This is a genomic window from Asaia sp. As-1742, from assembly GCF_011753235.1.
Taxonomy (GTDB): Bacteria; Pseudomonadota; Alphaproteobacteria; order Acetobacterales; family Acetobacteraceae; genus Asaia; species Asaia bogorensis_B.
Map to the genome: position 1 here is coordinate 1 of NZ_VWWA01000001.1, position 24,385 is coordinate 24,385.

A 24,385-nucleotide genomic window follows, 5' to 3' on the forward strand; every position below is an offset into this window, starting at 1 on the left:
TATAATTTCGCACGTCGACTGAAGACGCTCCGGGGCCTCACGCCATACGAATTCGTTTGCCAGCAATGGCAGCACGAGCCATCAAGATTCACGCAAAACCCGCACCATCAAAACCCGGGACCAAACAGCTAGGCAACGCTGCTCGTGCTGTGCCGGCGGAATGTTGCAGAAAAAGCACATATCTGGTCCGAGTTAAGAAAGATTTTAAGAATCGTTTGCATCTGAGTGTAACTTGCCCGAAACACAGCACCGAAGGCCAAGCGCCGCGATTCTGAGTATTGAACCCTGCATGGGAAGGTAATGGTTGGGCGTATCCGAATTATATTCGGTTATGTCAAAACATTTCAGGACGTTCTGCGCCTCGCTTTCGCTGTCGATAACGGATTTCTGGTGAGTCGTATGCCTGAAGACTGCGCGTTCCCTTGTGGAACGCTGAACAATAGCGCCCCCCGCACAGTGGTGTCCGGTAGTTACTCAGGCAAACAGAAACGTCTTCTGCTGCTGGCGCTGACGGCCGGTATGGGTCTTGGTGCTGCCGAGGACGCTGAAGCGCAGGATTCCGTCACGACAGACCAGAAGGCGAGTGATGGGCAGTCCATCGCGCTGCCAGCCGTGCGCGTGCATGGCAAGGAGCAGATCAACACGCTCAACACCAACACGACGACGCTCGATATCGGCCGTATGCCCGATAACGTGCGTGAAACGCCCCAGACGGTCAGCGTCGTGCCAAAGCAGCTGATTGAGGAGCAGCGTCTCTTCACGCTCGATCAGGCGCTGTCCAACGTGCCGGGCATCACCATGTCTGCCGGTGAGGGCAATGGCGGCATGAACGGCAACCAGTTCCGTATTCGTGGCCAGCAGGCACGTGGCGATATCTATGAGGACGGTCTGCGCGATTTCGGCAATTATGTGCGCGACGTTTATAATACCGAGAGCGTCGAAGTGGTGAAGGGACCGTCTGGCGAGTATTTCGGTGCGGGCAACGTGGGCGGCGTCATCAACCAGACGCTCAAGAAGGCGCATAGCGGCAACGCTTTCGGGGCTGATCAGTCCTTTGGCAGCGGCATGCAGTATCGTGGTTCGGCGGATGCCAATTACGAGATCAATGCCCACACTGCGCTGCGCGTGAACGGCATGTACAACAAGCAGATGGTGGCAGACCGCAACAATGTCCGCACCGATCGCTACGGCGCAGCTGCCGATCTGGGTGTCGGGCTGGGCACGAAGAACACCTGGCATCTGAATTATCAGTGGCTTGGCAGCCGCGGTCGTCCCGATTACGGCGTGCCGATGATCCAGATTGGCAAGACCTATCGTCCAATTACAGAATACGGCCTGCCACGTGACACGAATTATTCGCGCAATTTCGACCGCGACATGGGCAATGTGCACATGGTCACCTCGAAATTCGCTTCCGAGCTGTCCAAATGGCTGACCCTGTCAAACGACACCCGCTACTCCCATTACACCCGCAATTTTGCGGCGACGACGCCCGCAGCCTGCTCCGGAGCGTGCGCGACCTCCTTCCTTGCTGGCGGTAACCCGACACTGGCTTATGGCGCCGGTGGTGGCATGGGGTATGATCAGGCTGGCTGGGGCGTGCAGAACGTCAGCATGGGCCATTCCAAGTTCCGGACCGGCTTCATGCATCACGATATCCGTGCCGGTGTGGACATCAATTACACCAAGGATGACCGTCTTTACGGCACCTGGATCAACCGGGTGAACAACCAGCAGATCCGTACGCCGCAATTCGAATATCCGGGCACCATGTTGACCTTTCCGGCAACGGGCAGCCGCACGGCGGATTTCCGCGATCTGGGTCTGTTTCTGGCAGACAAGATCCATCTGACCAAACAGATCTCGGTCTATGGCACAGTGCGCTGGGACGATTACCGCTCGACCTATTGGAGTGCGGCTCAATCCTCGATTGGCGTGCAGAAGCAGAAATCGAACAAGTTCAGCCCGTCCGCCAGCCTGATGTACGAACCGCTGGAGAACACGACCTTCTACTTCACCTTCTCGCAGTCCTATAAGCCTGTGGGTACGGATGTTTCCTCACTGACCATGAGCTCGACAAGCATCGGCGACGTGGCGGCCAATGGGCGCGACCTCAAGCCGCAGCGCAGCGACCTGTATGAACTGGGTGGCAAGGCCGATTTCTTCAACAAGCGCCTTGGCGTGACTGGCGCGATCTTCCAGATCGAGCAGAACAACTCCTTCACCTATGACGATGACGGCAACATCATCACCGGCTTCCAGGATGCAGGCTCCGGTCGTCGCATTCGCGGTCTTGAAGTCAGCGCCACAGGCAAGCTGACCCGCAACTGGGAGATCTATGGCTCCTACGCCTATATGGGTGGCAAGGTGACGAACAGCGCGCTTTATGGCGGCAATCGTGCTCCGCAGCTGCCTGCGAACAGCCTGTCAGTCTGGAGCACCTATGATGTGTCCAGTCTGGTCCTGAAGCCCAATAACGGCAAGCTGCAGGCCGGCGGTGGTGTGCAGTATTCCTCGGGCTACTGGTCCAACGAAGGCCGTACAGGGCGTATGCCGGATAACGTGTCGCTCAATGGCATGATTTCCTACGACATTTCGCACTACCATGTTCAGTTCAACGCCAATAACCTGACCAATCATCGCAACTACGCCTCGGCCTTCTCGACCTCGCGTGCTGTCCCGCTATCGGGTCGTACATTCCTCGGTTCGATCGGTCTGCGCTTCTGAGCCATGCGGGCTGACGTTCCTGAGCTAGATCGGGATAATCATGAAGGGGAGGCAGGCGTCACGCTTGTCTCCCCTCAGGTCATTGCGCCGCGTTTGCCGCCGCTCGGCAATTCGGTGGCAGCGCAACTCTATCTCGCACAATGGCATCTCGATCGTGGGGCGATGAGCGAGGCCTTCTGCCTCTTCTCACAGGCTGCACGGTCAGAGCATCCAACATGTCTCAATATGCTGGGGCGTGTTTTCGAGCAGGGCTGGGGGACGAAACGCGACGTACAGGAAGCACGCCGTCTTTTCGAGCGCGCAGCGTCCGGCGGTGAGGGATGGGCGTTTTACAATCTGGCCGATCTTTATCTGAACGGTGACGGTGTGGTGCAGGACCGTGTTCGTGCCTGTACACTCTACATGGAGGCAGCCCGTCGCGGTGTGGGCAAGGCATTCAATATGCTGGGGCTCATTCACGAGGATGGCTATGGTGCCTGCCCGGCCAATGTCCATCATGCCAGGGACTATTATATTGCCGGGCGCGATTGCGGCGACGCGGCTGCGGCTGTCAATCTTGCCCGGCTAGGCGCCTTAGATGGCAGCTGAAGAATAGCCAACGGCCAGAAGCTGGATGCGTCGGGGCGATGCGCGGGGCTCAGTTGACCGAGGCTTCCTTGCGCTCGCCCATTGCAAATGCCTTGAGAATTGACTCTGCCAGCAATTTGGCCGCTTTGGGTGTCAGGCGCAGATGAGCGGTAGGTGCCACGACAATCTCGTTACCATAAGGGCGCTCTGCCGCGAGTGTGACCGTGATGATACCTCCGACATGACCATAGACTGGTACGTTGTCAGCAAAGATGATCGGTGCGGATTCTGCACTGAGCGATGCAATCCCCTGTGCGATCTGATGCAAGATCTTGTCTGAAGTATTATCTGCCATTTGCAGAGTGCCTTTGATTATTGATTGAACGCAGCTGGATCGCAGCGACGTTAAGGATGTCATAACGCCTTTACCCGAACAAGCACGGTCCTTGAGGCAAAAGCGCGGCGTATCTTGGTGGCCCGGCACGATGGCCGGTCCTCGCGTTCTGAATACGTGACCGACAAGGCCGGAAACAAGGCCAATATTAGCCCATACCTGTAAAGTGAGGGATATCGCGAACCACCCGCCCGGCCTGAGGGTGTCGTATGCCTGATTGTCGTGCGGGGTGTCAGATCATGCGGCTCATGCCTGTCGCGACGGGGGCCTGCGTATCACCCGAGAGGACGATGGCCGATTTCTCGGCAAGGATATTCTCCAGCGTCAGATCAGCTTTTATCTTGCCGCTGGGCGTGCGGATCACAAAGCCCTTGCGAACGAAATAGAAGGCGAAACGGGTGATGCGATAGCTGTTCATCGTTGCGACGATCCGCTGGCGCAGGGCCGGAATGGCCTCGATATCGTCGTGCTCGATAATCAAACTTGGCAGCTCGCGCTCAGGCAGGGCGGGCGGCACCACGACGCAAAGCGCGCCTCCGAGTGCTTGACTGAGTGAGAGAGCAATATCGTTCGTATAGTAGACATTCCCCTCATACAGGAATTTCTCGCTCAGGCGTCCGATATGGAAAAGTTCGCCTTGATGGAGAAAGCCAAAATCCTGCGTGCGGAGATACCGTTTGCCGTCGCGCTCGACAAAGCACTGGGCATTGCGAAGCGGACTGTTGAAATAGCCGATACTGACGCTGGGACTATCGATCCAGATTTCACCGACCGTGCCTTCAGGCAGAAAAGTTTGATGCTCGGGCTCGACGATATGGATATGCTGGTCCTCATGGGGCGTGCCACAGCTTGCGAGAACGGAAACGGTCTCGCGGTCAGCCTCGCTGCCTGGATTGGCGAGCGGCAAAGCCTTGCCGTGACTCAGGGCCTCGCGATCGAATGCGACAAGACTGACACCGGCGCCCTTGCGCCCGGAGGTCACGAGCAATGAGTTTTCGGCCAGTCCGTAACACGGGTAAAAGGACCTGCCTCGGAACCCCTGTTTTTCGAAACGCGTCACGAATCTTTCCAGCGTATCCGGACTGATATTCTCCGATCCATTGAAGGCGATGGTCCAGCGCGAGAAGTCCCAGTCAGGCGAAATGTCCTTCTCTGGCAGGCGGGCGCAATAGCGATATGCAAAGTCCGGGCCGCCGGAAATGGTTGCGCCATATCGGCTGATCGCCTGGAGCCAGCGCGATGGCTTCTCGATAAACTTGTCAGGACCCATGAAGTAGAAGGGATTGCCCGCAGCCAGTGCAGGCAGCACCGCGCCGACCAGACCCATATCATGGGTAAACGGCAGCCAGCTTAGCCCGGTATCATTGTCCTGATACTGAAACGAAATGAGTTGCGTGTGGATATTATGGCAGATGTTGCGATGGGTGAGGCAAACCCCTTTAGGGTTTTCCGTCGAGCCCGATGTATACTGGATGACGGCCAGTGTATCGGATGTAAGCGCGACAGGCTCGTCAATGGGCACCGCCTTGAGAGCGCTCTCAAGCGGAATCCACTTCAGGCTACTTTTGGCGGCCTGCCCCTGATGAAAGAGGGTGAGTGTATCGCGTTTGCCCAGCACAGCTTTCGCCTGACTGTCCTGCAAAATGAAAGCAAAGCGTTCCGTGGCCCCGATGGCGCTGGGATAGACACCTGAAACAGGCACGTGCCCTGCATACAGGCACGCAAAGAAAGCCACGATATATTCGATGCTGTTTTCGAAGAGGAGAACGACGTGGGCGCCCTTGGGCAAGGTACGTGCAAGATGGGCACCCGCCGACGCGGCGCGCTCATGCAACTCGATGGCGCTGAGCGTGTCGGTGACATTCTCTCCATCACCGAGGAAAAGGAAGATCGGATTTTCCTTTTTTGTCAGACGACGCAGTCTGAGCAGATCGACGAGCGTGCGCTCGTTCCAGGCGTCCGCTCCGACAATGGCTTGTTCGTCTTCATACATCGTGTTGAACCTGTTCGGTCTCTTCTTCGGGGATGGAAGCCTGCGCCGTGAGCTGCGCCGTGAGCTGCGCCGTGAGCTGCGCATGTAGCTGATCGCAATAGCTCATGACATGCATGGGCGTGATCAGACGCGTGCACTCGAATTGTCTGGGAGTATCGGCGTGCCGCGGGCAGAACAGAAGGTTGTCGTGCTGGAACGGCGTTCTGACATCATGCCAGCAACTGTTGCAGACATGAGGGTTGAATATCCGATACGGGGTCTGGAATTCATTCGACGGGTGGGTAAACCCGCTGATCATGACAACGGGGGTTCCTGCGGCCCATGCCAGCCAGGACAGCCCGCTGGACAATCCGATAAAAAACGCAGCATGACGGAGCCAGTAGGCGCGCTCGGAGAGCGGTCGATCCCCTGTTTCATCCCGGGTGCCGTGCGGGATATAGTTCCAGTGGTTGCCATGGCCCCCAACATGGTTTTTGTCGATGCAGACAACCTCGTACCCGAGTTCGTGCAAATGGGCGATCACGGTGGACCAGCCGATTGGATTATTCCAGTATTTGCACTGGCTGGAGGCTTGGGTTGCTATGACGACATAGGGCTTGTCGATGGGGCGTTCATTGACCGGCCATTGGACGATCCGCGGCGGGATTTCCCCATCATCAACACCAAGAATGTGGGCTGCCGTGCGGTGTAAACCGACCAGCCTGAAATCTGAGGGCTGCCAGTTATGGTCCTCATCCTGGAAGAAAAGGCCGATGTAATAGGTGGCGTAGAACCTTTCCCGGTCGGCTTCATATTCGGCAAAGGTGCAGCACCGGATGCCGGCATACTGCCCCGCGAAAAGCTTGCAGGCATCTGCGCTCATGCCCACCGTCAAGCGGCAATCGTGTTTCTCCTGGAATTTAACAGCGTAGGAGAACCATCCGATCGCATCGCCCAGCGTACCACCCGGGAGAAGGATCGCCACGTCGCGGTCTCGGCAATCATAGTCATGGGTGAGTACTGTTTCATTCGTATCGAGCGACTCAATCTCGATACGTGTCCGGATGAAATAACGTTTTGCACCCAGGATGGTGCAGTTGCTCGCTTCCTCATTGTAGAGATAGAGAGAGCGCTCGATGTCCATGATTTTCACGCGCCAGCGTCCGGAAGGAACGCTGATGCGTGCGCCGGCATTGAAATCGAACGCGATGTTATGAGAGACTTTTTGGGTCAAATCGGGCGATGGGTCTGGAAAAGCTCTCCCATCAGATGGTTTCGCCGAGCTATTTTCAGCTGTGGCAACCTTGTCCGACGGGTGCTCCTGTCCGAATTGCGTCGATGTTGCATCTTCTCGCGAAGCAACCGCGCTTTCACTTGCCGCGGAAGATACCGTGTCCGCTGAGTCGAAGTTCAGGATTGAGTCGATGATCGCATCAATCTTGCTCATATCAGCCTCGATCCTGATGGTCAGCGATGACTTGATCGATCGTCGTCGCGACCTGTTCGAACGAAATCAGCTTTGTGCACTCGAAGTCGCGCTCTGTATTGGCATGACGGGGGCACCACATGTAATTGGTACGCTCGAACTCGACGGTTACGTCATTCGAGCAGCTGTTGCACACATTCCGGTTGATCACGCGATAGGGCGTCTCGAATTCGTTTAAAGGCTCGGTAAAGCCGCTGATCATGATGACCGGGCAGCCGCTTGCCCATGCCAGCCATGACAGCCCACTGGAAAGACCGATAAAAAACGAGGCGTGCCGCAGCCATCTGGCCCGCTCGGCAAGGGGAATGGTGCCCGTCATATCTTCGACGCCATGCGGGATATGATGCCAGATTGTGCCCTGACCTGAGACGCGATCGCGATCAATACAGATCACGCGGTAACCTCTTTCTTTCAGGTAGCGAATGGTCCGGTACCAACCTTCAGGATTATTCCAGTATTTGTTGTGCCCCGTCGCCTGGGTGGCAATACAGACATAAGGCTCTTCGATAGGACGCCCACCCTCGGCGATACGGATCGACGGCAATCTTTCCCTTATCGGCAGTCCCAGTATATATGCAGCGGTCACGGCGAGCCCGACCTGACGGTAATCCGTGGGTTGATAATCGCGATTGAGGTCGTTGAAAAAAATCAGAACCTTGTAGCGCGCATAAAAAGGGCGCTCCAGAATGGAAGGGTCGTCAGTGACAGTGACCGCGTCATTCTGTCCTGCGAACAGGTCGGCAAGCCCTGGCCGCACGAGGCAGTGCAAACGGCAGCGATGTCTGGCGGCAAATTCCTCGACATGGCCCATCCAGGCAAGGTGATCACCCACACCACCAAGGTGCATATCGACAAGGACGTCCCTGTCGACCAGGTCGAGCTGATGCTCGAACACCGTCACGCCCTTGCGTGATACTCGCAACGCGAACGGGACATAGTATCGCTTGGTACTGCAAACTAGCCCTCCGGAGAGATCCTGAGAGAAAAGCAGTGTGTGTGTGCCGGTATCCCTGATCTCGGCGTGCCACTCGCCGGGGGGTAAACCGATGCGACAGCCATCCTGAAAATCGTAGCAGATACCCTCAGGGCCCACCTGACTTGGCGTATTATCCATAATGGTTGCTCTCGATTATCCTGCCTGCACACGCATATTATGACTGTCCAGTATCTCACGATAGACCCGCAAAACAGATTCTCTAATCGCTGCAACAGAGTACTGGCCGGCGGTCTTTTCGGCTTCATCCAGCATTTTCTCGATGTATGGCTGCGGTGCGTTACTCCTGAATCCCGAGATCAACTGTGCCAGGCAGTCAACAATCTCCTCACATTGTTCCGGCGAAAACCAGTAGCCGTTGCGATGAGAGGCATAATCCTTGCCGCCCGTTCCATGAAATCCGACCAGCGCGCAACGCGAAGCCATGGCTTCCAGTGGTGTGAGTGGAAGTGCCTCTTGCCTCGACAGGGCAAGGAAGATGGCTGAATGCCCCATTATCTCGGCAATTTCGCTCTGAGGCATTTTTTCAAGCAGTTGCCACGGTACATCTGCAGTCTCGGGATATTTAAGGTGCAGCATGGACATGATAACGAAATAGATAGGCGAGTTTACGCCCTCCGCCGGCCACTTGCCTGGATTTGTAGCGATACAGAGATGCTTCTGTCGGGGATGGAATAACGTGGTATCCACAGAATTCGGTACGGAATAGACGCGTGGGACCCCCAGGATAGAACTCACCGATCGCGCAGCCTCGCGACCTGTAACAATGAAATGTTCAAAACCCATATCAAGTAGTTTTTCTCCACTCTTGTTGTAGCTGTAGAGATAAAACGGATTTTGACAGAATAATACCTTAGTCCCATCAAAAGGCATTTCTGCCATTTCAAGGATAAATTCCTTAAGGACCTCGGGAAAGACCAGTATGTCCTCTTTGCCCGCTTCGAAATTGTCGCACACCCTGACATTGGCAGGAATATCCATCCAGGTGGGCTTGCCTGCGGGCTGATAGACCTCGACCTCGTAACCGTTATCCGCGAGGATTGCAGCGTGCTGATAGGTGACCTTGATCCCCCCGGAGATGATATCCGGACTGAAAGGGGTGAGAAATATTATCTTGGTCATAAGGGGGCCTTTCCAGAGGATGGGGGAGCGTCAAGTCAAATATGGAAAGGCTTGGGCGTGACGAATCCCTGAAAGAGACTTTTCTGCCGGCCTCGCTTGAACAAACACGTTCTGCATACGTGATTACACAAAATAGTTATCGGCCGATTGGAGCTGCGATAGATCCTTCCCGGGAGAATATTGAAACGAACATTAATGATAATCACCCGGGAGATGGTTGGGGAGGATAACGATAGTCGGTTCCTGTTATTGTGGCTGATAGAAAAATGCCATCGTAGAACGTGTAATAACAATCAGTATCATCTCGCGCAAAAGAAGATTTATAACATTTAATGAATGATAGTTCATCATTAACTCGTTTCTGTTTATTAACGATGATGGTTTTACGATTTGGTTCCATCGTTATTTAGTATCAAAAAAGTGAATATTTTATACGAAGATATAATGTTTGCATTACTCCATCCGTCGTGACATCGATTGTTTGTTAATCGATAACTAAATCACTCCACACGGGGTGATCGATATCAAGAGCGGTAGCGACCATATTCGAGTAGCCCCAGTCGTGCCGGGAGCGGTGAACGAAAGCGTCAAACCGCCTTATAAGAGGATTTGAGATGGCTATTACGTCTGACGTCAGACCATCGGGCGCAACGATACAACTCTCAGGGGGCACCTACAGTGTTCTCAGCGGTGCCACCCTTCTCGTGCAGGGGGGCGGGCGTCTACACTAATGGTGCAATCGTCTCCGGGTTCGGCGACGGGTCGAGGAATTCGGGCTTCATCCCCGGGCAGTCCGGCGGAACGAACTACCCTGCACTTCTTCTGGCTTCCGCGGGGGGTATTGTGTCGGCTTCTACCGTCGGTTTCGGCGGTGTCGGCATGGCAGTCTATAATGGTACCGTCATGGGCGGTACGGCGTTTGACAGCGGCTCATTTGTTGCGGCGAACGGTGGCGTCGTCAGCGGGGTCGATATCGGGTCGAATGGTGGCTTGCTTGCCTCCACTGTTTCCGGAGAGGGTGGTGGGGCCGGTTTGGTGCTCAATGCCCATGTACATTCAGGCGGCTATGCCCTGGCTGGTGGTGGTTTTACCATCAAAGGACAGGACTTTGCGGGTAAAGGTGTTATTTCTAATGGTACTTTCGACGTAGGCTCCACCGAGATACTCGTATCGGGCGGGTCTGATTTGGGCAGTATTTTTGCTGGCACACAGATTGTCGGCTCTTCTGGTTGGACCACCTCGAATATTTTCAGTGCCGGCACACAGATGATTTCCTCCGGCGGGATCGCGACCAGTTCAGTGGTCTCGGCAGGTGGTCGTATCGAGATTTATTCGGGTGGTTCCGCCAATACGGTGACGGTCGGCTCCGCCGGATCGCTGCATGTCTATAATGCCGGACGTGTGGATGCCATGAAGGTCCAGTCAGCTGGCGAAGCTTCTGCCGAGGCAGGGGGAGTGATCTCCAACCCAACCGTCAGTGCGGGGGGCACGTTGACACTTGAGTCGGGCGCAACGCTCATCAGCGGTACCATCATCGGTACGACAGCGGATGGCAGTTACGGTGGCCTTCTTGTCGTGCACTCGGGGGCTGTGCTGAGTGGCTCTCTGACCATGGGATGGAAGAGTCGTCTTGATATCAACAGCCTTCGTTACGATCCCACTTATCAGGTCACTGCCACCAGCACGACTGTCACGATCAAGGACGCGTCGGGTAAAGTCATCTGGAGCGGTAACATACTCCCGTGGCAAGGCGTCGGGTACCATCTTGAAGAGGATCCGAACGACGGTAGTACCTATCTTGTGTATGACAAGTGCTTCCTTAAGGGCACCATGATCCGAACCGCGAATGGGGATACTGCGGTCGAGGATCTCGTTGTTGGTGATCGGGTAATAGCTCTCGTCGATGGCCATGAGGTGATGCGCGAAATCATATGGACTGGCCATCGTTCCACGGCGACCCGTCCCGGTTTGCATGATGACGAAGCGGGTTATCCTGTACGCATCCGGCGTCATGCGTTGGGTGAGAATGTCCCGAACAAGGATCTTCTTGTCACGCCGGAACACGCCATGTTCCTTGATGGAGCATTCGTGCCTGTTCGTATGCTCGTCAATGGTCGCAGCATTTTCTATGACCGCACGATTACGCATTTCGATTACTATCATATCGAAACAGATGAACACTCAATAATCTGGTCTGATGGTGCTCTGAGTGAAAGTTACCTTGACACAGGTGATCGAGCTATCTTCTCTTCGAACAGTTCCATTGTGCATCTGCTGAATGCCCCAGCGAGCGACTGGGATCGGGATGCGGCAGCTCCGCTGAGAGTCGACCGTGCTTTCGCCGAGCCACTTCATGTGCGGCTGATGGAAAGGGCCCGTGCGCTGAATCTGGAATCGGTCTTGCCTCCTGTTCCGACCACGAATGATCCGGATCTTTGTCTGATCGACCCCGCCGGGCAGGTGTTTCGCGCGCTCCGGACAGTCAATCTTTCATATATCTTTATGGTGCCGGCAGATATTGGTGAGGTTCGTATCGTATCACGCACGGCGCGCCCGGTAGATATGATAGGTCCGTTCCTGGATGATCGCCGCCACCTCGGCGTGCTGGTTGGCAAGATCCAGGTGTGGGAAGCCGAGAAGACCCATTCAATTGATGTGCATTTCGCCACAGATGAGCTTCCTGGGTGGGCTAATCGCGAAAACGGCGAACATCGTTGGACCACGGGTGATGCTGTCTTGCCTCTGGCGGATCTGCGCCCTGGCGAGGTCGTCATGCTCTCGATCGAAATACTGGCCGGTGGCCCATATCCCGAAGAGAGCACGGCTCTGAACCGGCAGTTGGCCGCAGGCTAACTAGGTGGGCGCTTCAGGACACACGACGGAACAATGCGCCGCGTATTGTTCCGTCGTGTGATTCTGACGTTCAGATATCAGGTATTCTTCGGCTATATGTTTTTACTTACTTGGCAATCTGTGGATTTTCATGGGTTTTACGAGATCTTCACGTTTAATTCAAGATATTGTCTTTGCTTAAAAGAAATCAACGCATTCGGCCTGGTAGAGAAATAATCTTTGGTTTTCAGGGCATTATGTGAAATTTCTGAGGATGGTTTGGTTTTTGCAAATGAAAAACCAGTTTTACCTATAATAAGTTCTGATATATAGCGGCGTTGCTTATCGAATTCTTCTATGTCAGGAAATGATTAGTTAAGTAATTGTGAACGAACTCATGGTGCGTGCAGGATTTTCCTGAATTCGTGCTCATGGCATGGCCTGTCTCGCTGCAAATGCCGAGGCGCGGTGCATGCTGGAGGCGTTCCTGGCGGAGGATGGCAGGTGGGTATAACCTCAGCGTGTTTGAGCGGCAACGCGTCGATCATCAAGACGGGGCCGGCATCATATCAGGTGCTCAGTGGTGCAACGCTTATCACCACAGGTGCGAAGTATTCGACATCGAATGTCTACGTCGAAGGTCTTGGCCTGGGGGGAACCAATAATCCCGCCATGCTCATCGCCTCTGCGGCAGCTGTTGCCTATGGCGCGACCGCCGTCTCCGGTGGCGTGGTTCTTGCCGGCGGCAAGGGTATGGTTGCTGGGGGAACCGCGTATAACAGTGGTGGTTTCGCTGCCATTAATGACGGTGTTGTAAGTGGTGCCACGATTGGCAACCTTGGTGGTGTGCTTGCCAGCAAGATGTCCAATTATGGCGGCTCGGCCGGTCTTGTGATCGATACCCATGTGCAGTCGGGTGGTGTTGGCCTTGCCGGTGGCGGCTTCACGCTCAAGGGCCAATCCTTCGTCGGTCCGGGGGTTATCTCCTCCTGCAAGTTCGATATCGGGTCAACCGAGGCGCTTGCCAGTGGTGGTACCGATATTGGTAGTATTGTCGGTGGTACGCAGCTGGTTTCAGGGGGCGGTTCGGCAGTCAACACGCTGTTCAGCGCCGGTACGCAGCTCCTTGGTGCTGGCGCGTGGGCGAGTGGCTGTGTCGCCTCAGCGGGTGGGCTTATTCATGTAGGCGGTGGTGCTCGCAGCATTGCCACCACGCTTGGCGCTGGAGGCAGTCTCGTCGCGGACGCCTCTGCGACCGTCAATACATTGACTATCCAGGCTGCGGCAGCTGCAACGCTCAGGGCGAAGTCCTACATGACCACCGCTCTTATCGCTGCGGGTGGTACGTTGCGGGTGGATTCCGGGGCGACCCTGACCAACGCCGTCATCTCCGGTATCGCGAAGGAGGGTGACGGCACGGGTGGTCTGCTGATCGTACAGTCTGGTGCCGTCCTTACCGGGATCACGATCGGCTGGAAGGGACGTATCGATGTCGATACGCTCAACTGGACCGACGGACAGCGCATCATTTACGGCAACAATACGATCAGTATTGTTGATGCAGCAGGAAATATCGTCTGGAGCGCCGACGTGCGCGGTATGAAGGGCAATTCCGCTACCGATTATCACCTCGAGCGCGATCCGGTGGATGGCAGCACGGTTATTGTCTATGACAAGTGCTTCCTGAAGGGGACCCTTATCCGGACTGATTGTGGCGAGATACCCGTGGAGGATCTTGCCGTTGGCGATCGGGTGGCTGCTTTGGTGGACGGCAAGACCGAGTTCCGCGAGATTGTGTGGATGGGTCATCGTTCAACGATTGTGCGGACATGGCTTGAGGATGACGAGGCTGGATATCCAGTGCGTATCCTGCGCAACGCACTGGGTGAAAACGTTCCCAGCAAGGATCTTCTGGTAACGCCCGAACATGCGATGTACCTCGACGGCGCTTTTGTGCCTGCGCGTATGCTGGTGAATGGCCGGAGCATCTACTACGATCACTCGATCACGCATTTCGATTACTACCACGTCGAGACAGATGCACATTCCATCATCTGGGCAGATAATGCGCCGAGTGAGAGCTATCTTGATACCGGTGATCGCAAGCGTTTTGCGCAGCCCGGCGCGGTTGTCCATATCCTGAATGCTCCGGAAGCTACTTGGGAAGGTGACGGCGCAGCGCCACTGCGTGTCGATCGCGCATTTGTCGAACCGCTCCATGCTTCGCTCGCCCATCGTGCGGCATCGCTGAACCTGGGCTCGGTAGTGCAGCAACCCGAAGTGACTGAGGATCCCGACCTTCATCTCGTTGATGAAAAGGGGCGTATCATGCGCAGGATGCGCGTCGTGAACCGCTCAAGCGTCTTCATGCTCCCCCCGGATGCCAAGCGCGTTCGTCTGGTGTCGCGTGTGTCCAGGCCCGTTGATGTTGTTGGTCCGTTTTATGATGATCGACGCCATCTTGGTGTGCTGGTGGGTGACATCCAGATATGGGAATCCGACAGGACGCGTCACCTTGCGGACCATCTGACTGATGAAAGTCTCGATGGCTGGGCCAATATTGAGGATGGTCGCCAACGCTGGACGACAGGTTCTGCAATGATTGATCTCAGTGATCGGCAGCCGGATGCGGTTTGTATTGTAGCAATTGAAGTTTTGGCAGGCGGCCCATATCTTGTTCATGCCCCTGCCGAGCAGAACGAAGCCCGGGTGGGCTGAGTCTCTCCAATCAGCTCTCTCTCCGGAGAGGGATCCTGGGCGGCCGTTTCGGCCGCCCCGTTTGCGTTTAGGGATTGTTATAGATGTTTCATGTTACGGCCCTCCGTTACGCTCGACGGAATCCACAATCCCTGGCATTCGACAGCCTTGCTCAGGACTGGACCTACGCTGAGCTGGAGCGCGATGTAACGTCTGTTGCTCTTGCTCTCGACAAGCTACGAGAGGCTGAACCCAGACTGGTTGGCATACACTGCGGAAATCTCTACTGGCACTGGGTCTTCACCCTTGCTCTCGCCTCCCTGGGTCTTGCCAGTGCGTCCTTTCCCGAGAGCTCTGATCCGTCATTTCTGCGCGACGTCCAGTTGCTCGATCCCGATATCATGATCTCGATGGGAGGCTTGTCTCTTCAGGACGTGCAGGTACTCGAGATCAATCAGCGCTGGCTTGACCGGGTGCGTCAGACCGATGCGAAACCGTGCAATTACGCCACAGACTATGATGCTGTCTGCCGCTACGCGATTGCCGCCGGTACAGATGCGGAGAGACAGGTGCTTGCCATGTCTTTTCGTCAGGCTGAAGTGGCGATCATGCATATGGTCATGCAGGACCAGACACTGAGTGCGGTCGCCGCCATGCAGCCGCATATCCTTTCAACGATCGGAGTAATCTCCCTTACCGGGTTCGTTGTTGGTTGCACCGGGCTATGCAGTGGATCGCCGCTCAATTTTGTCAATCATACCGACATAGGCATCCTCATTGCGCGGAAGATCCCCACAGTCGCCGTCGTGACACCCAGTCATCTTGCGCACATCCTTGAAGTCCTGCCACCCGGAATGAAGCCTCTTGATACACTGAGGCTCGTTGTGACCGGTGGTCGTCTCAATCACGTGCTGCGTGGCAAGGCGCTGGCAAAACTCACGCCTCATGTTGTCTGTGCTTATGGCACTGATGAATGTGGGGCGCTGGCAATCGGCCATGCCTCGAATCTCACCGGCGATGATGTTGTCGGGGAAGTTCTTCCATGGGTGACGCTTCAGATCGTTGATCAGAGCGATGCGCCTGTCGCGCAGGGCCAGGAAGGTATTGTTCGCACGAGAAGTTCCGGGCTTCTGAACGGGTATGTCAGTGAAAGATCAGGTCAGTCGCGCCGCTTTTCCGAGGGATGGTTCTACCCCGGTGACCGTGGACGTATCGCTGATGATGGCATGCTTTGTATCACTGGGCGTGTGGATGATCTGGTATCGATTGGCGGCGAAAAATTCGATCTTGGCGTCGTCGATGACATCGCACGGGATATGCTTGAAACGCGCACACTCGGTAGTTTCCTGTCGCTAGACGAGACCGGGCGCATGCGTATCAATATCGCCATTGCCTCATCTTCGGAATTCGATACCGAGCGCCTCGCGCAGGCACTACGAGCCTTTTATCCGACGTTGCCGCCCGTCCGCGTGATGTCGGTTGATCATATTCCGTGGTCGCTTGATGGCCGTGTCGATCGCGAACGGCTCTCGAGTGCATTCTATCGTTCCGAGAGTGCGAACGGATAAGCAGAAGTACTCGTCAAACTGGTTCGACCCACAACAATATGCGCGGGACCTGCTGTCCTGTTAGCAATAAAAAATATAAGTAAGGTTCGAGTTAACATATGTTGCGCAATAAAAAATCTGATATCGCCATCATCGGGATTGGATGCCGACTGGCACCCAATATCACCAATGTTGACGAGCTCTGGTCATTTCTTTGCGCCGAGGGGGAAGCGGTTACCGATATCCCGGAGGAGCGTTGGAGCGTCAAACGCTTCTATGCCGAGGAAATCGAGTCCCCGTCGAAAACCTATATGCGCAGGGGGAGTTTTCTTAAGCGCAACATACATGAATTCGAACCGCTCTTTTTCGGAATCTCGCCGCGTGAAGCGCAGATCCTCGATCCCCAGCAGCGCCTGCTGCTTGAGGTGACGTGGGAAGCCATGGAGACGGCGCGTGTTCTGCCGTCTCGTCTGTCCGGTCACAAGACGGGTGTGTTCATCGGTATTTTTGCAATTGATGCCCATGCACACACATCGAGCCCCTATAATCTACCGACCGTACGTGACCATTTTGCCGCTACGGCGACGCCTTCAACCATGCTCTCTGCCCGTCTGGCGCATGTGTTCGATTTCCAGGGACCATGCATGTCGATCGACACCGCATGTTCGTCGTCCCTTGTGGCCCTGCACCAGGCCTGCCGTGCCTTGAATGAAGGCGATATCGATGTTGCCATCAGCGGCGGTGTCAGCCTTATGGGATGCCCCCAGACGTCGATTTTCATGTCCAAGGGGCATTTCATCGCGCGTGACGGTCGCTCGAAAAGCTTCGATGCCGCAGCCGATGGTTATGGTCGTGGCGAAGGCAGCGTGGTGTTCATTCTCAAGCGTCTGGAAGACGCCGAGCGCGATGGTGATACAATTCATGCCATCGTGGGCGCAACCGGCGTCAATTCGGATGGACGCACGCAGTTTCTGACGTCGCCCGATGCTGGCGCGCAGTCGCGTCTCATGACCGAGGTTCTGGAACGTGCCGATGTCGATCCGCGTGACGTGGCCTATGTCGAGACGCATGGCACCGGAACGCCGGCAGGTGATCCGATCGAGACCTATGCGCTGTCGCAATCCATTGCGCGTTTCAAGAACGAGAAACTCGTTATCGGTGCGGTCAAGGCCAATCTTGGTCATACCGAAGCAGCAGCCGGTGCGCTTGGTACGCTCAAGGCGGCACTCTGCCTGCGTCATCAGGCGGTCCCCCCCCAGCCAGGGCTAAAGACGATCAACCCCTCGATCCATCTGGACGAGTGGAATCTGGAGATCCCGCGCGGCTCGACACGATCGCTCGGTGAGGGGAAGATCGCGCGTTTTGCAGGCGTCAACTCGTTTGGTTACGGCGGTACCAACGCCATTGCGGTCCTGCGTCGCCCCGATGACAAGGCCCCTGTTCGCAGCGGGCACAAGGCTGCCCGTCGCATCAATGGCAAGATTCCATTTCTGCTCACCGCGTTTTCCAAGACATCGCTACCGCTTATGGCCGCAGCTTATCGCGAGCGTCTCGATGGCGAGGCACAGCCTGCTCTGGGCGATCTTGCTTTCAGTCTCGCCACGTCACGCACCCTTTTCCGTCATCGCCTGCTTGTCATGGCGCGTGACGAACAGGAACTGGCGGACAGGCTTGATGCCTATCTGAAGGACCAGCGCGAGGAAGGGATGTTCCAGGCAACGGTCGAGGCAGAGTCCGGCCGTGGCATGGTGTTTGTCTATTCCGGCGTCGGCCCGCAATGGTGGGGTATGGGTCGTTACCTGCTGCGTGAGGCGCCGCAGGCTGTTCTGGACAAGGCGCGCGCCTGTGACGCCTTGTTTGAGGCGTTGTCAGGTTATTCGATCTGCGAGGAAATCCTGCGTGAGGAGGCCGATAGTCGTATCGACAACACGGCCATTCTTCAGCCCGCCATTTTCCTGATCCAGGTTCTCGTCACCGAATATCTGGCCTTGCAGGGTATTCTGCCGGATGCCGTGGTTGGTCACAGCATGGGCGAGGTTGCTGCCGCCTATGTCTCTGGCGGCCTCAGCCTGGAAGACGCCGTCACCGTTATCTATTACCGCAGCAACCTTCAGGGTACGCTCGACGGCACAGGCCGCATGCTTGCTGTGGGCCTGTCCGCAGAAGCGGCAGCCGAGCTGATTGCGGCGGAAGCACCGGAACTCTGCGTAGCTGCCGTCAACGCACCGACCACCTGCACACTTGCAGGGCCGGAGGAGGCGATACGCCATCTGGCCGCGCATCTCACGCAAAAGGGTCTGTTCAACCGCGTTCTGAATGTGGATGTTCCCTTCCACAGCGCCGTGATGGACCGGATCGAGGGGGATCTCAAAAAGGCTCTCTCACGGCTCGCACCGGGTGCGGCATCCACGCCATTTTATTCGACAGTCTATGGCAAGCTTGCCGATGACGACCACCGGGCAGATTCTGGCTACTGGTTCAGCAATGCCAGACAGCCTGTCCTTTTTGCCTCCGCTATTGAATCGTGTCTGGCCGATGGTTTTACGCAGTTTGTCGAGATCGGGCCGCACCCGGTCATCGGGCGTGCGCTGAAATCCGTCGCGGACAAGCAGCAGGCCAAGCTGAGTGTCATCAGCACCCTCAACCGGCAGGAAAGTGAGGCAAAATGCCTTGAGAATGCCGTTGCCAATATCATCCTGCATACGGCGCGCCTCGATTGGGCAGCCATTACAGGAGGGACGCTGATCGACCTGCCGACCTATCGTTGGTCACGCGAGGTTTTCCACGCGGAAAATGAGCGCGAGCGACGGTTCCGCCTGGGCGGAACGGGTCATCCGCTGATCGGCTTTGGTGCCATGACACCGGGGAAATCCTGGGTTGTTGATCTTACCGAACTGAGCGTGCCCTGGCTCAAGGATCACTGCATCGACAATGTTGTGCTTCTGCCTGCCGCGGGATTTATCGAGTCCGCTCTGGCGGTCGGTCACGAGATCGAGGGTCAGACAGGTGTCGTGCTCGAAAACCTCGAGATCATGGCGCCGCTGGTGGTGCAGTCGGGCGATAACCCGATCCTGTATCTCGATTATGACGAGAGCCGCCGTGCGCTTCGCTTCCACAGCGCCAAGGAAGAATTCTCTGAAATGTGGATCGACCACGGCAAGGTCGATATCCTCTCCGCAGCGCCGTGGCCCATGCCGGTCATCGACCGTGCGATGGTCGAGCAGGCACTCGAGCAGGGCGTGGATGGGGCCGGGCTTTATGAAAAGATCCGCAATCACGGCTTCCATTACGGGCCGCGTTTCCAGACCCTGCAGCGCCTTGCTGTGCAGGATCGGGTGGCCTATGCGCATATCGGCCTGACTGAGGACGAACTGGGTTCGGCAGAAGCCTATTATCTGCATCCGGCCCTGCTTGATGGCGCAATGCATGCGCTGATCGGGCTCGTTCCCGAGAGCTTCTCTGATCATATGTATGTGCCAGTCGGCTTTGATCGTCTGAGCTGCTTCGGCATGGGCACGACCGAGGTGCTGGCACGGGTCGAGATCACGGCTATCACCAGGAGCCAGATCGAGGCCTCACTGCGCCTCTACTCCACGACCGGTATGCCGGTCGCCGAGGTCAAGGGCATGCGCCTTGCCGAAGTGCCGCGCATCCACAAGGAAGCCGCCGCACGCGTCGAGACGCAGGAATACTACACCAGATGGATTGAGTCCGAGGCGTCGATCCTGTTTGCCGAGCCCAAGACCGTGCTCCTCGTTGGGCACAAGAGCACGGCACAGAAGAAGCTCTGTGCCTTGTTCGAGGAAAATGGCGTGACGGTTCTCTCGACGCCGCGCAGCGGAGAGATCACGCCTCAGACAATCGGGCTTGAGGCGGGCCTGACGCTGGATGCCATCATTTACATGGCAGGCCCGACCCCCGACGCGGATTTCGAAAAGCTCGTCGGACAGATCGACGACATGGTGACGTTTGGCACCCGTCTCCTGATGGAGGGGCAGGACAAGCAGCCGAAATTCATCTACGTCTCTGAGAACGCGATCTTCTTCGACCCGGAAGATGTGCTGGCCCACAAGGCCAAGGTGCACCCGGATGGGGCCGCGCTGGTCGGGTTCTTCAAGGGGCTGGTCGATGAGCGTCCCGACCTTCAGGGCAAGGTCGTCGATGTCGATACGCTGGCCGGTCAGGAGGCGCTGACGGCGCTCGCGGCTGAAATCCTGCACGAGGATAACGAGGCGGAAGTCGCCCTGCGTGAAGGACGCCGTTTCACACCGCGTTTCATGCCTGTCGAAGGGCAGCCGGATCGCCCGCTTGCGCAGCTTCCCGGTACGCCGGGCATCAAGTTGGAGAAGAGCCGTACGGGCACGCTCGATGGCCTGTATTACAAGGCTTTCGATGTCCGCCCACCGGGACGTGGCGAGATTACCATTCGCGTGCTGGCCACATCGCTGAACTTCAAGGACATGCTCAAGGGCATTTCGGTCCTGCCCGACAAGTTCCTGCTCGATACCTATCACACCACTGAAATGGGCATGGAGTGCTGCTTCGAAGTTGTGGCCGTTGGTAAGGGCGTCAAGAATTTCGAGGTGGGCAAGCGTTATCTGACCTGTCATCCGGGATGCTTCACCTCGCATATGACACTGCCGGTCAAGGGCTTCCGCGTGATGGCGCTCGACCTGTTCGAGACGGCCGGTCGCCCCCTGACTGTTGCCGAGGCAACGGGTCTGCCGATTGCCATTGCGACAGCGCTTTACTGTCTGCACGACCTTGCGCGCCTCAAGAAGAACGAGATCGTCCTGATCCATTCGGCGGCAGGCGGTGTGGGTCTTGCTGCGATCGAAATTGCCAAGATTATCGGCGCACGCATCTTTGCAACGGCCAGCAGTGACGAGAAACGCCAGATCCTGCTTGATCGGGGCTGTGAAGCGGTGTGGGATTCCCGCAGCCTCGCCTTCTATGACGGTATTCTGGAAGTAACCGGCGGTCAGGGCGTCGATGTTGTCCTGAACAGTTCCCCCGGTGAAATTCAGGCCCATAGCCTTGCGCTGCTGTGCAATACAGGGCGCTTTGTCGAAATCGGCAAGAAGGATATCTGGGAAAAGCGCGACCTGTCGCAGTTCAGCTTCAACGGTAACGTGTCGTTCCACGCCTTTGATCTTGACCTGATGATGGCGCGTGATCACCGCAAGGCGGTGTCGATCTTCGACCGTATTCCCTATCTGTCACGCAAGTTCGACACGGTCATTCTGCCGCACAAGGTCTATCCCGCTTCCGAGGTGCGCGATGCCTTCAAGTTCATGTCGTCCTCCAAGCATATCGGCAAGATTCTCGTGTCGTATGAGGATCTGACGAATGTGCGCGCGCAGCGTCAGCCGGTCCGGCCTGTCGATCCGGCGGCTGCCTATCTGGTGACGGGGGGGCAGGGCGGTCTTGGTCTCGCTACGGCGGCCTGGCTGGCGGCCAGTGGTGCACGGCATCTGCATCTGATGGGGCGCAGCGTACGCCGTGACAAGGAAACGCTCGACAAGATCAAGGCCCTGAAAAAGGCCGGTGCCCGCGTTACGCTGCATTATGGCGATGTCAGTGTTTACGAGGATGTGGCCCGTATCAAATCAGCCATTCTCGAGACGGGTATCCCGCTCAAGGGTGTGTTCCACGCCGCAGGTATCCTCGATGACCGACTGATTTCAAAATACTCGGAAGAGAGCCTGCGCAATGTGCTTAAACCCAAGGTACTGGGCGGGCACCATCTAGACGTGCTGACACGCGACTGCCCGCTGGATTACTTCGTGCTCTATTCCTCCATTGTGACGGTCACAGGCAATATCGGGCAGAGCAGCTATCTCGCGGCCAATGCCTATCTCGATGCGCTGGCCAGTGCCCGCCGCAAGGCAGGTTTCCCTGCGGTTTCTGTCCAGTGGGGCCCGATTGCCGAGGTTGGCATGCTGGCCCAGGAAGGCAGTGTCGTGCAGTTCTTCGAGAATGCGGGGTTCCGTCTGCTCGAAAGCAACGAGGCGCTTTCGCTGCTGCCCACGCTCATCAATCGCGACCGCGATACCGTAGCGGCCATGGCGATCGACTGGGAGACATGCTTTGGTCAGCATGGCGCGATCGAGCGTAATCCCAAATTCGCTCTTATCCGGCGCGAGAAAAGCATCAAGAATACCTCGGCGCAGAAGCTGGCCCATCTCCAGAGTCTGTCACCCGAGGAGCGTTACGAGTTCGTGCTGGATAACGTGAAATCGATCCTGGGAAATGTTCTCAAGCTCGAACCAGACAGCATCGATCCGGGCGCACGACCAAACGAACTTGGTGTCGACTCACTGGCTGGTGTGGAAATCCAGACGGCGATCAAGACAGAATTTAATGTTGAGATCTCTCTGCTTGTCCTGTCGCGCAATGAGCCGATACGCGAGATTGCCCGTAACGTGCTGCGTCAGATCAGTCTGAATATGGCCTCTGCCTGAGGCGGGACGGCATCGGGAATGTTTGATAAAAAAGCTGGTGGACGAGAGTCCACCAGCTTTTTTTGATGTCTGACCGTATGAGGGCAGGGCGCTACGCTATTCGTTTTCCATCGTTTCGCCCGGAAGCTCGTCGGGCTCTGCCCACGCAATGGCGCCCACGATCACGCTGGACCCAATGACAAAAAGCTGTGCCGACAGCGGAAGGCCAAGATTGCGCCCGAATACCGGCACAAGCTTGCCTGCAAGCCCCTGCCCAAGCGAGCCAATGGCATAGCTCAGCCCCATGCCGAAGCTGCGCGTGTCCGAAGGGAAGCGCTTGGCGAGATAATGCGGCACAAGGGCAAAGACGCCCGAGGCAGCAAGCCCCATGATCACGGCCGATACCAGCAGAACGGGATAGGTCTCCGCACTCAGGAACGGATAGATTGTAAGGATCACCACAAGCAATGTGCCGATAATCACGCGCAGATCGCCGAAGCGGCTGGCCAGCGCCCCGCAGGACAGCTTGCCCACCAGCGAGCCGATACAGAAACAGCCGATCGGCCAGAACACGAGCGCCGGCGTCAGGTGATGGACATTGCGCAGGATCGTTGGATAAAGGCTGTAGATGGCCGCCTTCTGAAACTCCAGAAACGACATGAGCGCAATGGCCTGCACGGCCGCCAGCGTCAGGATGAACTTGGCCTTAGGCTGGGGTGCGGCACCATTGAGCCCCTTCTGGCGCTCCTGCTTGAGCGTCCATACCGGGCTTTCCTGAACGCCCCACCGTATGAAGAGGGCAAGCACGGCGGGCGCCAGCCCGATAAAGAACAGCAGGCGCCACGAGTAATGCGGCAGAATGACCGCCTGGGCTGCGGTGGCAGCCAGAAACCCGAGTTCATAACCCGACATCATGATGGCTGAGGCCATGGCGCGGCTTTTGCCTGGTACGCTTTCCATCAGGAGCGCTGCGGAAGCCGTCCACTCACCACCAAAACCGATGCCGAAAAGGAACTGGATGACAATCAGGCTGATCAGGCTGTGAGAGAATCCTGTGGCCGCGGAAAACACGCCAAACCACAAGACACCCAGCAGAAACGCCAGACGGCGCCCGTAACGGTCCGCCAGCCATCCCCACCCGGTATTGCCAACGGCACGCCCGATGCTTTGCGCCAGAAGTACCGTGCCCATGGCGCTGATGGTGACCCCGAAATCATGGGAGATGTCGGGCAGGGTGAGCAACAGCGCTGTCTGGTCGAAGGCGTCGAGAAACCAGCCGAGGAAGGCGGCAAAGGTGACGCGCCAGAAGGGTTTGAGCGCGACCAGTGGGGGATAGGTGAGGATCTGGGACAGGTAGGATTGGCGGGCGGAGGCCGACATGGTCTCGTCCTTGAGAGAGGGAGCAGAAAGGAAGCAGGGGTAAAATCGGTTGGGAGCGAAACGGTTCCATGACGCCTTTGGGCCGGCGCGGCAGGGGGGGGGGCGTCTTGGGGGGCGTCAGAGATTATACATAGAGGACTACTTCACTCCTCATTCTGCCTCGGAAGCGCGATGAAATCGAGTCCCGTTTATCACTTGGGGGCGATCGAGGTCCCCGTTAAGCC

The 24,385-nt window shown here is 56.7% G+C and carries 12 protein-coding genes and 1 pseudogene; 7 read left to right on the forward strand and 6 right to left on the reverse strand.

All coding sequences use genetic code 11. The annotated features are described in order from the left end of the window. From F3J08_RS00005 to F3J08_RS00015, 3 genes and pseudogenes are all read left to right on the forward strand, one after another. Positions 1-132, forward strand: a pseudogene (locus F3J08_RS00005) (IS481 family transposase); the annotation flags it as partial. A gap of 387 nt (positions 133-519) precedes the next feature. Then, positions 520-2,727, forward strand: a complete 2,208-nt coding sequence (locus F3J08_RS00010) for a TonB-dependent siderophore receptor (RefSeq protein WP_240149069.1) — start codon at positions 520-522, stop codon at positions 2,725-2,727. 3 nt (positions 2,728-2,730) lie between these two features. Further along, positions 2,731-3,315, forward strand: coding sequence for a tetratricopeptide repeat protein (locus F3J08_RS00015; RefSeq protein WP_166927967.1), 585 nt, complete (start codon positions 2,731-2,733; stop codon positions 3,313-3,315). Positions 3,316-3,364: 49 nt separating this feature from the next. Here F3J08_RS00015 and F3J08_RS00020 read toward each other — a convergent pair whose 3' ends face one another. The 5 genes from F3J08_RS00020 to F3J08_RS00040 form a co-directional block, all read right to left on the reverse strand. Beyond that, the gene (locus F3J08_RS00020; protein WP_031241304.1) at positions 3,365-3,649 is read right to left on the reverse strand and encodes a hypothetical protein; all 285 of its coding nucleotides are present in this window, start codon (positions 3,647-3,649) and stop codon (positions 3,365-3,367) included. 271 nt (positions 3,650-3,920) lie between these two features. Next, positions 3,921-5,681, reverse strand: coding sequence for an AMP-binding protein (locus F3J08_RS00025; RefSeq protein ID WP_166927968.1), 1,761 nt, complete (start codon positions 5,679-5,681; stop codon positions 3,921-3,923). Then, positions 5,674-7,107, reverse strand: a complete 1,434-nt coding sequence (locus tag F3J08_RS00030; protein WP_166927969.1) for an autotransporter strand-loop-strand O-heptosyltransferase — start codon at positions 7,105-7,107, stop codon at positions 5,674-5,676. Before F3J08_RS00030 ends, F3J08_RS00025 begins: the two co-directional genes overlap by 8 nt. Before the next feature lies 1 nt (position 7,108). Then, positions 7,109-8,260, reverse strand: coding sequence for an autotransporter strand-loop-strand O-heptosyltransferase (locus F3J08_RS00035; RefSeq protein WP_122040195.1), 1,152 nt, complete (start codon positions 8,258-8,260; stop codon positions 7,109-7,111). A gap of 15 nt (positions 8,261-8,275) precedes the next feature. Then, positions 8,276-9,262, reverse strand: coding sequence for a glycosyltransferase family 4 protein (locus tag F3J08_RS00040; protein ID WP_166927970.1), 987 nt, complete (start codon positions 9,260-9,262; stop codon positions 8,276-8,278). 843 nt (positions 9,263-10,105) lie between these two features. Between F3J08_RS00040 and F3J08_RS17470 the strand changes: the two genes are divergently transcribed. The 4 genes from F3J08_RS17470 to F3J08_RS00060 all read left to right on the forward strand — a co-directional run bounded on the left by F3J08_RS17470 (position 10,106) and on the right by F3J08_RS00060 (position 22,802). Continuing rightward, complete coding sequence (locus tag F3J08_RS17470) at positions 10,106-12,115, forward strand: Hint domain-containing protein (protein WP_166927971.1); 2,010 nt, start codon at positions 10,106-10,108, stop codon at positions 12,113-12,115. Positions 12,116-12,598: 483 nt separating this feature from the next. Continuing rightward, positions 12,599-14,812 carry a Hint domain-containing protein gene (locus F3J08_RS17475; RefSeq protein ID WP_166927972.1) on the forward strand — a complete coding sequence of 738 codons (2,214 nt, stop codon included), beginning with the start codon at positions 12,599-12,601 and terminating at the stop codon, positions 14,810-14,812. Between the two features lie 83 nt (positions 14,813-14,895). Next, a complete protein-coding gene (locus F3J08_RS00055; protein WP_122040200.1) occupies positions 14,896-16,359 on the forward strand; it encodes a class I adenylate-forming enzyme family protein in 1,464 nt (487 codons plus the stop codon). A gap of 98 nt (positions 16,360-16,457) precedes the next feature. Continuing rightward, positions 16,458-22,802, forward strand: coding sequence for a type I polyketide synthase (locus F3J08_RS00060; protein ID WP_166927973.1), 6,345 nt, complete (start codon positions 16,458-16,460; stop codon positions 22,800-22,802). A 96-nt stretch (positions 22,803-22,898) separates the two neighbouring features. Here the strand turns inward: F3J08_RS00060 and F3J08_RS00065 are convergent, their stop codons facing one another. Further along, positions 22,899-24,161: an MFS transporter gene (locus tag F3J08_RS00065; RefSeq protein WP_051395935.1), complete on the reverse strand. Its 1,263-nt coding sequence runs from the start codon at positions 24,159-24,161 to the stop codon at positions 22,899-22,901. Positions 24,162-24,385 lie beyond the last annotated feature (224 nt).